This window comes from Candidatus Zixiibacteriota bacterium (genome assembly GCA_026397505.1).
Classification (GTDB): Bacteria; Zixibacteria; MSB-5A5; order GN15; family PGXB01; genus JAPLUR01.
This window is the reverse complement of the sequence record JAPLUR010000068.1, coordinates 21,751-30,987: the sequence shown is the minus strand read 5'-3', so window position 1 is coordinate 30,987 and position 9,237 is coordinate 21,751. Positions and strand designations below refer to the sequence as shown.

6 protein-coding genes are annotated in these 9,237 nt (G+C 49.9%); all 6 read left to right on the top strand.

What is annotated here, in order from left to right:
- Nucleotides 1-207 precede the first annotated feature (207 nt).
- Nucleotides 208-1,149 carry a histone deacetylase gene (locus tag NT002_07400; GenBank protein ID MCX6829096.1) on the top strand — a complete coding sequence of 314 codons (942 nt, stop codon included), beginning with the start codon at nt 208-210 and terminating at the stop codon, nt 1,147-1,149.
- Nucleotides 1,149-1,910 carry a fumarylacetoacetate hydrolase family protein gene (locus NT002_07395; protein MCX6829095.1) on the top strand — a complete coding sequence of 254 codons (762 nt, stop codon included), beginning with the start codon at nt 1,149-1,151 and terminating at the stop codon, nt 1,908-1,910. The genes NT002_07400 and NT002_07395 overlap by 1 nt, the downstream gene beginning before the upstream one ends.
- Nucleotides 1,897-3,699 (top strand): M1 family aminopeptidase, encoded by a 1,803-nt coding sequence (locus NT002_07390; GenBank protein ID MCX6829094.1) that lies wholly within the window; start codon nt 1,897-1,899, stop codon nt 3,697-3,699. Before NT002_07395 ends, NT002_07390 begins: the two co-directional genes overlap by 14 nt.
- A complete protein-coding gene (locus tag NT002_07385; GenBank protein ID MCX6829093.1) occupies nt 3,700-4,602 on the top strand; it encodes a hypothetical protein in 903 nt (300 codons plus the stop codon).
- 122 nt (nt 4,603-4,724) lie between these two features.
- Nucleotides 4,725-5,924 carry an alanine--tRNA ligase-related protein gene (locus tag NT002_07380; GenBank protein MCX6829092.1) on the top strand — a complete coding sequence of 400 codons (1,200 nt, stop codon included), beginning with the start codon at nt 4,725-4,727 and terminating at the stop codon, nt 5,922-5,924.
- Nucleotides 5,908-9,195 carry a putative LPS assembly protein LptD gene (locus tag NT002_07375; GenBank protein MCX6829091.1) on the top strand — a complete coding sequence of 1,096 codons (3,288 nt, stop codon included), beginning with the start codon at nt 5,908-5,910 and terminating at the stop codon, nt 9,193-9,195. Before NT002_07380 ends, NT002_07375 begins: the two co-directional genes overlap by 17 nt.
- Nucleotides 9,196-9,237 lie beyond the last annotated feature (42 nt).

The following is a 9,237-nucleotide window of genomic DNA, read 5'->3' as shown; positions in this document are numbered from 1 at the left end:
GCTTTATTCAACTATTTCAATCATAAATGGCACAGAAACAATGAAATAATAAAAACCATCAAAAACATGATACAAAAAGCAGCCTAAATAAATGAAAAAAAGGATATACCAATTTCCACACTAATATTGACATTACCGAATAAGAAGCTATAATATTTAATGCCTTGACATCGGCCCACAATCGATATTTACTATAAATGAATGGCAATGCAAATTGGATTTGTACAATTGGTTCAGGAACACAAGCACCAGGCGCCGCCGGGCCATCCGGAAAATCCGCAACGGATGAAATTCGCTCTGGAGCAATTGCTTGCTTCCGATATCGCTTCCGGCCTGACAGAGATTAAACCGGCGACAATTGATCCCGAGGAAATTGTTTGTAAGGTGCACAGTCCGGATTATATCGATTACATTCGTACCGCGGCCGAGGACGGCGATACTTATCTTGATGGCGATACCTATCTATCACCGACCAGTTTTGCCGCCGCCCTGGAAACAGCCGCCGCCGCCATGGACGCGGTCGGTCTTATTCTGTCCGATAAGTTCAAGCGGATTTTTCTGGCCGCCCGCCCGCCGGGGCATCATGCGGAGTACTATCGGGGCATGGGTTTCTGCCTTATAAATAACACCGCCGTGGCCGCCGAGACGGCACTGACAAATCATAACCTGAAAAGGGTGGCCATAATCGACTGGGATGTGCATCACGGCAACGGGACACAGCACTATTTCTATGAGCGGAATGATGTTTATTTTGTTTCTCTGCATCGTTTCCCCTTTTACCCCGGCTCCGGCGCCAGCGTCGAACGGGGCGAAGGTCTGGGTGAGGGCTTCACCCTTAATTTCCCTTTCCCTCAGGGTACGGGAAACGACCGCTATATTCAAGCTTTTAAGGATTATATTGTCCCTGAGATTGAGAAATATCGACCGGAATTGATAATCATCACGGCCGGGTTCGATGCGCATCGCGATGATCCGCTGGGGGGAATGCAGGTTACCGAGCAAGGATTCGGCCAGATGACCCGGCAGATAGTTGATCTGGCCGATAAATGCTGTAATGGACGGATTCTCTCCATATTTGAGGGCGGATACAGCCCGGCGGGGAATGCCGTTTCGATTTATCACCATTTAAAGGAGTTGCAAAAAGACTGATGGAAAGATATATCAGATTCGAGACGGCCGATGGCATAAAGTGGGGAGCCTTTGAAGAGGGAAAGATTGCGGAAATTGCCGGAAATCCCGCCTGCGGAGCGGAAATGACCGGTATCTACTACGAACCCTCCCAGGTAAAACTTCTGGCGCCGGTCGAGCCGAGCAAAATTGTCTGTGTCGGCCTGAATTATCGGGAACATGTCAAGGAATCGCAGTCGGCCACCAAAGAACCTGATGAGCCGGTGCTCTTTTTAAAGCCCCCCTCGGCTTTGCTTGGACCCGGCGAGAGAATTATTTATCCCGAGATGGCCCAGCGGGTCGATTATGAGGCCGAACTGGGTGTGGTGATCGGTAAGGTATGCCACAATGTGGCGGCCATTGAGGCCGAGGACTATATTTTCGGCTTTACCTGTGTCAATGATGTCACCGCCCGCGACTTGCAGAAAAAGGATGTTCAGTGGACCAGAGCCAAGGGATTTGATACTTTTTGCCCGGTCGGCCCCTGGGTGGTCAACCATATCAAATATGAAGACCTTTTGGTGGAATCGTACCTCAATGGCGAACTGCGTCAGTCGGGACGGACATCGATGATGATCTTCCCGGTGCCGGTCCTGATCAGCTTCATTTCCAAAGTAATGACCCTCCTGCCGGGCGACCTGATTTCCACGGGCACGCCGGCGGGAATCGACCCGATGAAAGCGGGCGACAGAATCGAAATCAGAGTCGAAGGGATCGGTTCGCTTGTCAATGACATTATCTAAGCTCATTCGAATCACTCTTATTATCTTCTGCCTGGCGGGGACAGTGTCGGCTTTTGATACTTTGAAAGTCGAGGCCACACTTGATACGCTCCGGAAAGAAATCACCGGCTCTGTCACTTATCGCCTTCCCTCCCTTCCGACGATGAAAGCAATTGAATTCCAGCTTTTCCCCAATGTTTATGCCTCGGAGAATTCCCCGTATCTGAAACATGCCCCCAACCTTCTGGATAATTTAAGACGGAGTAAAAAGTGGGGTGGCGTGGATATTGATTCCATCCTTTTGGATAAAGTAAATGCCACCTCTGGTTTGGAAGTGGATTATACGCGGGGGAGGCTTGTTTTACCCGATAGTGCCGGTCCGGCCGGCCGAGTGGTGCAGATATTTTTTAGGACCAGAATTCCGGAGCTGGGAGACAGATTATCCTATTTCAGGGGGAATTATCTTCTTGACGGCTGGTTTCCCTCGCCGGCGATTCTTAACAATGACGGCACCTGGTATAATCCGACTTATAGCGGCTTTTGCGAACTGGTCGGGGAGTATTTCGAATATGAGGTTAATTTCGCCGCACCCAAAGGGCTGGTTGTGGTAGCGGCGCTTCCACCCCAATCCACGGCCGATAGCGGATCATTCATAAACTATCGTTACACACTGGGCCCGGTGCACGATTTTGCCCTTGTCGCCACCGGCGATTATCTGACCGACAGCCTTGCCGTCGGCTCGACCGTTTTCCGATTCTTCTATCGTCCTTCCGAGGAACCGGCCCTTGCCTCAATCATTGAGGCCTCCCGCAAAACGTACGAATATATGAGCTGGCAGGTTGGCGAGTACAAGTACCGGTATCTCACCATTGCCCTGGTCGATTTTGCCTTCATGGGGGGCGTGGAATTGCCCGGTCTGATCTGCCTTTCCTCGCCGCGCGGCGCCATGTCATTTTCCAACCTGTATCAATCGGTGGTGATTCATGAGGTGGCCCATCAGTGGTTTTACGGTATGCTCGGTTCCAATCAGATAGAAACGCCCTGGATGGATGAATCAATCGCCGGATTGTTCACCGAAAAAATCCTTGGCGCAGAATGGGGAAAGGAGGGCAATTTAATTCGCTTTGCCGGTTTTAAGGCCACCAATGGTGATTTTACCAGGGCCTCTCAATGGTCCTATGGTTCCGGCGCCGGAATAGTCAATCGCCCCGCTTATTCCTTCGTGGCCAGTCAGGATTATTTCGGTACCATTTACTCCAAAGGTGCCCTGGCTGCCGAGACATTCGATAATCTTCTGGGGGATTCACTTTCTTCATTATTCTGGAGGGAATATTTTAAACGGTTTCTTTTCAAGCATCCGGGTAATGAGGATTTTCTGGCGACCGCCTGGGAAATCGGTGGAGAGAAAATCGGCCGTGTCATGCAGATTCTCCTCAACAGCTCCGAGGAAATCGACTATTCCATTTCCGCCTTGAGCAATCGCCCGGCCGATTCAGTTGAGACCGAAGTCAGATTAACTCTCAGGAAAAAAGGCAACTTAGAGTATCCGGTTGAATACGCTATCATCCTTGCCAATGGCGATACTCTTCGCGGATTCTGGGAGAGTCCTTTTGGTGCCGAAGACATCGTCAGAACCCTGCCGTCGCCCGCGGTCGAAGCCATGATTGATCCTGATTTCAAATTTGCAATTGACAACAATCTCATGAACAACTCCTTCCTTGTCCGCCCCGACAGCCGGGCCGGGATGCGATTGTCCTCGGGAATAATGTTCTTGCTCGAATCACTCTTGAGTTTTCTGGGCGGGTGGTAGATGGTCACGATATTCAGAGAATTTCGAAAATTGATTCAAATCAGGTCGTTCTGGCTATATATTTACCTGCTCAAGAGTCTTTTCTCATTATTCCTGGTCATCCCCATCTATCTGACCACCAACTCGGTTTTATCGACGTCATCTTATTCCCGGCGGCTTCTTACCGACTGGGATTTATCGGTGATTATTGAACTACTGTCCGGCCGCGAGGGGATTCTGCCAATCTACTTTGCCGCAATTTTTGCCGGTGCCATCGTTTACCTGATAATCATGCAATTTATCAACGGTGGAATTTATTATCTTATGGTATCGGGGAAATTATCTCCAATTAATGGCCGGGATTTTTTTGCCGAATGCGGCGACGGTTTCAGTATTAACCTGAAAATCAGCCTGTTTATGCTCTTAATCTATACTGTTCTTCTTCCTTCTGCTTTATTTTTTGTCAATGTTGTCAGCGCCACCGGGCGAGGGACGACCGGAACACCGGTTCTGCTCACCAGCCTATTCAAAGCCGGCATCGTCTTCTTGATATTGGCCGCCGCCTCCATATTTTCAGATTCCGCCCGCGCCGCGGCTGTTTCTTTTCCCGGCAAGTCCTTTGGCGAAATTGTAAAAATGGCGGCCAATTACTATCGACCAAACCTGTTGAGATTACTGAAAAATTTCCTCGTAACATATATTCTCTTCATTGTTATCTGGCTCGCAGTGGAAATAGCCGCTTTGGCGCTGATCGGGTTATCCCTCGGCATTATCGGGGTTCTGGCCGAGTTTATCCTTTTCCAGATCTCCTCGGCGGCTCGCACCGGACAAAAAATCTGGTATCTTCTCCTGCTGGGAAAGGATTTTCAGTCGCGATATCCCGGGCGGTTTCTTCCCGAACAGGTCGAGATGAAATTGAGCTGAATGATAGCCGGGGGATTCTCTCCTATCAAATCTCGCCCTTGATTATCTATCAAGGAAATATGATATTGTCTTCATTAAGGGTGATTTGAGGACCGGACGGTGTATAACTTGCGGAACGGAACATGACAGAGAAACTTTACCAGGACAATCCTTACCTCTTTGAATTTGCCTCAAGAGTAATCAGCGTCCATGAAGGGGAGAGCGGATATGTGGTGGTACTGGAAGCGACCGCTTTTTATCCGGAGTCCGGCGGCCAACTTTATGATACTGGAGCTATTGAGGGAATCCCAATTCTGAACGTAATCGAAAAGGATACCGGCGAAATAATTCATATCCTCGAAAGAGGGAACCTGTCTCCGGGTATGACTGTCAACGGGCAGATCGATCGGGTACGCCGGCTGGATAATATGCGGAAGCATACCGGCCAGCATATTCTATCCCGCGCCTTTATCGAGGTGGCCGCAGCCGATACGGTCAGTTCGCGTCTGGGGGAAGTGGAATCAACAATCGAGCTTTCGCTTGAATCTCTGGATGATACCGTCTTAAGATCCGTAGAAGAGTTAGCCAATAATATTATCCGTCAAAATCAACCGGTGAAAATTGAATACTATGAGCGGGAAGCGTTAAAAAATCTTCCGGTCCGAAAGATTCCCGAGAGGGAGGGAAAATTCCGGATTGTTCAGGTCGGCGAATTTGATTATACCGCTTGCGGTGGAACGCACTGTCGCAACGCCGGCGAGGTGGGGATGGTGAAGATCATCGGGCAGGAAAAGCTGCGCGGTCACCTCCGCGTCATATTCCTGGTCGGAAGGCAGGCGGAAGAAGATTATTGCGAGAAGCATACCGTTGTCAATCAGCTTTCGGGCAGGCTGACCTGCCATTTCCGTGATCTGGTGAAAGGGGTGGATAAGCTGACAGAACAAAATACCGCACTGAGAAGGGAAGTATCGCTTCTCAGCGGAAGGCTGCTGGCGGTGGACCTTAAAGAGCTTGCAGAGAATTCACCGGATTTGGGAGGAATCAAGATAGTAACGGGCGAATTTGACGGTCGGGATCCAAAAGCACTCAAGGATGCAGCAAACAAACTGGGGGAGACCGTCCGCGCTATAATTCTCTTACTCTGCGGTGACAAACTGCTCATATTTGCGCCGGCGGGAATAAAGCTTACCGCCTCGGCCATGTCCCGGCTTTTTATGGAGCGGTTTGGGGGAAAAGGCGGGGGAAGCGCCACCTCGGCTCAGGTGGGCGGTATCGCCATGGATAAAAGAAAAGAATATATCGATCATTTCATTGGATTGATAAGAGGTGAAATTGCACCTTAAGAAAGTAATTGCCCTTTTTGGTGCGGCCATTTATGTCGCCGCTTTTCTGATACTTCCAAGTCGGGCCGCTGATGACAAACCGCTTAACTATGATTCCGAGACCTTCGAAATCATCCGCGGCGCCTTTCGGGATACCATCTATCTGTCCGGTTCGGTTTCATTTGCTCGTGACGGCGAAAAACTCCGGGCTGATTCCGCCATCTGGGTCAAAGGAGAATCAATCATTCTCAACGGGCATGTTTTTGTCGAAGATACAGCTTATCAACTTTCAGCCGACCATGTCTTTTATGATGTGGCCAATAAACTGGCTTATGCCTCCGGACAGAATGTGGTCATCTTCTCCGCCAAAGATTCGCTCAAAGCAATCGGCAGCAATGCCTATTACAGCCGCGATTCGGCTCTGTTCCGCATGTCCAATCGTCCGACCGTATTCCTTAATTTCCCCGACAGCGCCAGAATGGTGCGGATCGATGCCGACAAAATCGCCCTTGACGCCGAAAACAAAATCGGCTATGCCGACGGGCAGGTGATTATCAATCAGACCGAGACCGAATCACGCGCCGGGAGAGCCATTATGTACATGGTTGATGATATTCTGACCCTTTACGACAGCCCGGTTGCCCGACGCCGCAATTCCGAGATAAAGGGAGATACCCTGATTGCTTTCTCCGAGAACTCCGTTCTCACTAAAATATATGTCGCGGGGAATGCCGAGGGGAATTTCAAGGAACCGACCGGCAATGACTCCACCATTTTCGACACAGCCGAGTTGAAATCATTGGAGATGGAGTTTAATCTCGAACAGGGCGACCTGCGCAGCGTGGTAGCTTCCGGCCAGGCCTATTCATTCTATTCCCCCGGCACCAGAGACAGCGTCGAGATAATCAAGAATAATTCTTCGGGCGATACGATTAAGCTCCTGATTGATAACGAGCGATTGTCCGAGGTACAGGTTATCGCCGGGGCCGAAGGGGAATATTTAAACTGCAAATATAAAAAAGGTGATTCGGGCCGGGTCTTTGTCGAGGATACGGTCATCTATAAATCAGACCGCATCGATTACACCGTCAGAGATTCGACTATCGTCATGACCGGGAACTCCTCGGTTCTGAACAAGAACCTCTCTCTTACCGCCCATAGCATTCGATATAATACGGCCAGAGAGCTTGTTACCGCATATGATGATTCCATTCGGGTCGATACCTCCCTTGTTTATGTCCCGGTAATCCTCAAGGATGGTTCGGAGGAACTCATCGGCTCCTATCTTGAATATTCCATGAATACCGAAAGAGGCATGCTCCGGAAATCCAGGACCGAATATGAGAAAGCTTATTATCGGGGCAGGGAGCTTTTCCGGGAGAAGAAAGACATCTATTACGTTGATAATGGGTCGTACACCAGTTGCGATGCGGAATCGCCCCATTATCATTTCCAGTCGAGCAAGATGAAGATGATGCAGGGGAATAAAATTATCGCCCGTCCGGTCGTTTTCTACATAGAGAAATTGCCCATAATGATATTTCCGTACTATATCTTCTCCATCAAGCCGGGGCGGCATTCCGGATTCCTGCCTTTCCGGATAGGAAATTTCGAGCGCGGCGCCGGCTCGATCAGCAATGTCGGCTACTACTGGGCCGCCTCGCAGTACTGGGATGTACAGGCTTCGCTCGACTATTACGAAAATTTCGGTTTTGCTTATCATAGCTCTATACGTTATAATTTGCGCTATAACCTCTCCGGTTCCGTCACCGCTTCCTATGCCAACAATTCCCGCTATGACGCGGATTACAGGGAAATCCGACAGAAAAGGTGGCAACTCGCGATTGACCATTCCCAGACCATTTCACCGACCTTCAATATTCAGGCGCACGGGAATTTTATCTCAGACAAAAGCTACTATACTGAATTTTCCACCGACCTGGACGAACGTCTGAACCGCGATTTACGCAGCCAGATTTCTATTTCGAAGCAATGGCGCCGAGCTTCGCTATCGGCGCAGTTTATTCATACAGTTGCTCTTGACCGTGAAGTGCGGACTGACGAAATGCCGACCGCTTCCATTTCGTTTCCCGGGCGGGCCATTTTCGGCTCACCCTCCAAAGGAGAGGGGAAAGAAAGCGAGCGCAAGTGGTACCAAAGCCTCTATTTTAGATATGGAGCCGGCCTCAGGAATTATAGCACCCGGAGCACCGACAGCACCGGTTTCCGCAGCCGCAAAGAGTTTCTCGTAGTCAATCATTCTCCAACCTTGAGCGTCTCGCCGGTTACCTTTTTCCGTTATCTCAGGGTTGGGCCGTCTTTCAGCTATCAGGAGACCTGGTATAAGATTTTTGAGACCGACCAGAGCGCCGCCGCTGGGATTGACACCAAACAGCTTTACCGACGCTTCGCATATGGCGCCTCTATTTCGGCCGCCACCGACCTTTATGGTACGGTCAGTCCAAACCTCTGGGGCTTGCAGGGTCTCCGCCATGTCCTGACCCCTGATGCCACATTCTCCTGGGCTCCGGAAATAACCCGTCACAATGACATCAGGAATTATACCGGCGCCGGAGGCGGGGGAACAAAGCAGAAAACGGTAACATTTTCATTGAGGAATATAGTTCAGGCCAAAGTAAAATCGGGGGAGGCCACAAAAACCCTCAATTTGTTTACGGTGAGCAGTTCCTTCAGCTATAATTTTGAAGCTTCCAAGCGCAAATTCAGCACCCTTTCCACCAACGCACAGACCTCACTGGCGCGCAACCTTCGGATTTCGGCCGGCATGACACATGATTTCTACGTACCGGGGACCGATCAATTGCGCTTCTGGTCTCCTTATCTATCGAGTTTCAATATTTCGACCTCTTTCAGCACTAGCGGCAGCCTGGGCGAATATGAAGCCGCAACGGCTTTCTCCCCGAAGACTTCGCCTCAGACCGGCACGAAGCGAACCCAGAAACAGAACTGGAGCATGACGGTTTCCCATTATTATTCGGAGAATGGCCGGGGCAATGCCTTCACCAAAGCCCATTCCATCAGCATGGCTTTCAATATCAATCTCACGACGGGATGGAAACTCAATTACACGCAAAGTTACGATTTTGTGCGCGGCCGAACGGTCTCGCGGAGAATTGAAGTCGAGAGGAATCTTCACTGCTGGCAGGGATACTTTTACTGGATACCGGATGGCTCCAACCGGGGATATTATTTCCGTATTAATGTAATTTCCCTTCCTGATATTAAATTCGAGAAATCGGAATCCGGCATCAAAGGTCTATTCGGCCGCTGAGCCATTTAGCACTTACCTGCCGAACCGCAGAAATATAGCTTT

Coding starts and splice junctions, on each gene's coding strand:
- NT002_07400 (MCX6829096.1), top strand. CDS start 208: ATGCAAATTGGATTTGTACAATTGGTTCAGGAACACAAGCACCAGGCG.
- NT002_07395 (MCX6829095.1), top strand. CDS start 1,149: ATGGAAAGATATATCAGATTCGAGACGGCCGATGGCATAAAGTGGGGA.
- NT002_07390 (MCX6829094.1), top strand. CDS start 1,897: ATGACATTATCTAAGCTCATTCGAATCACTCTTATTATCTTCTGCCTG.
- NT002_07385 (MCX6829093.1), top strand. CDS start 3,700: ATGGTCACGATATTCAGAGAATTTCGAAAATTGATTCAAATCAGGTCG.
- NT002_07380 (MCX6829092.1), top strand. CDS start 4,725: ATGACAGAGAAACTTTACCAGGACAATCCTTACCTCTTTGAATTTGCC.